Origin of the sequence: Ligilactobacillus araffinosus DSM 20653 (genome assembly GCF_001435375.1) — a bacterium.
Lineage (GTDB): Bacteria > Bacillota > Bacilli > Lactobacillales > Lactobacillaceae > Ligilactobacillus > Ligilactobacillus araffinosus.
Genome location: NZ_AYYZ01000031.1, coordinates 1 through 1,017, shown reverse-complemented (window position 1 = coordinate 1,017; position 1,017 = coordinate 1). Strand labels below are relative to the sequence as shown.

The 1,017-nt window shown below is 42.6% G+C and carries 1 protein-coding gene; it reads left to right on the top strand.

Annotated elements, in window-relative coordinates; genetic code table 11:
* Positions 1-19: 19 nt before the first annotated feature.
* On the top strand, positions 20-1,017 hold a 998-nt coding region (gene gap / locus FC64_RS07255), incomplete at its 3' end, for a type I glyceraldehyde-3-phosphate dehydrogenase (protein WP_057907253.1).

Sequence of the window (1,017 nt, the reverse complement as noted above, 5' to 3'; positions counted from 1 at the left end):
TTTTAGGAGGAATATTAATATGACTACAAAAGTAGGTATTAATGGTTTTGGTCGTATCGGCCGTTTAGCATTCCGTCGGATTGCTGAAGTTTCAGATGACTTGGAAATCGTTGCTATCAACGATTTAACATCACCAGCTATGTTGGCTCACTTATTGAAGTACGACACAGCTCATGGTCAATTTGATGCAGAAGTTTCTGCAACGGATCACTCACTTATCGTTAACGGTAAGGAAATTCCTGTATACGCAGAAGCAGACGCAACAAACATTCCTTGGGTTAAGAACGATGGTGTTGAATTAGTACTTGAATCAACAGGTTTCTACACATCAGAAGAAAAGGCATCAGCTCACTTAAAGGCTGGCGCAAAGAAGGTTCTTGTATCAGCACCAGCTGGTGACATGCCAACAGTTGTATACGGCGTAAATGATGACATCATCACACCAGATGCAGATATCATCTCAGCTGCTTCATGTACAACAAACTGCTTAGCACCAATGGCAAAGGCTGTTAACGATGCATTTGGTATCAAAGCAGGTACAATGACAACAGTTCACGCATACACAGCATCACAACACGTCCAAGACGGTCCAGACCGCAAAGGTAACAAGCGTAATGCACGTGCTTGCGCACAAAACATTATTCCTCACTCAACAGGTGCTGCAAAGGCCCTTGGTAAGGTTGTTCCAGAATTAGACGGCAAGTTGGATGGCCACGCATTACGTGTTCCAACAATCACAGGTTCAGTAACAGAATTAGTTGTAACATTGAACAAAGAAGTTACAGTTGACGAAGTTAACGAAGCCGTAAAGAAGACAACAGAAGGTAACGCATCATTCGGCTGCAACGAAGACGAAATTGTATCATCAGACATCATTGGTACATCATTCGGTTCAGTATTCGACCCAACACAAACACAAGTTGTAGGTAAGGGCGACGGCCAAGTTGTTAAGGTTGTTTCATGGTACGACAATGAATCAGGCTTCACAGCTCAAATGATCCGTACATTAGAAAAATT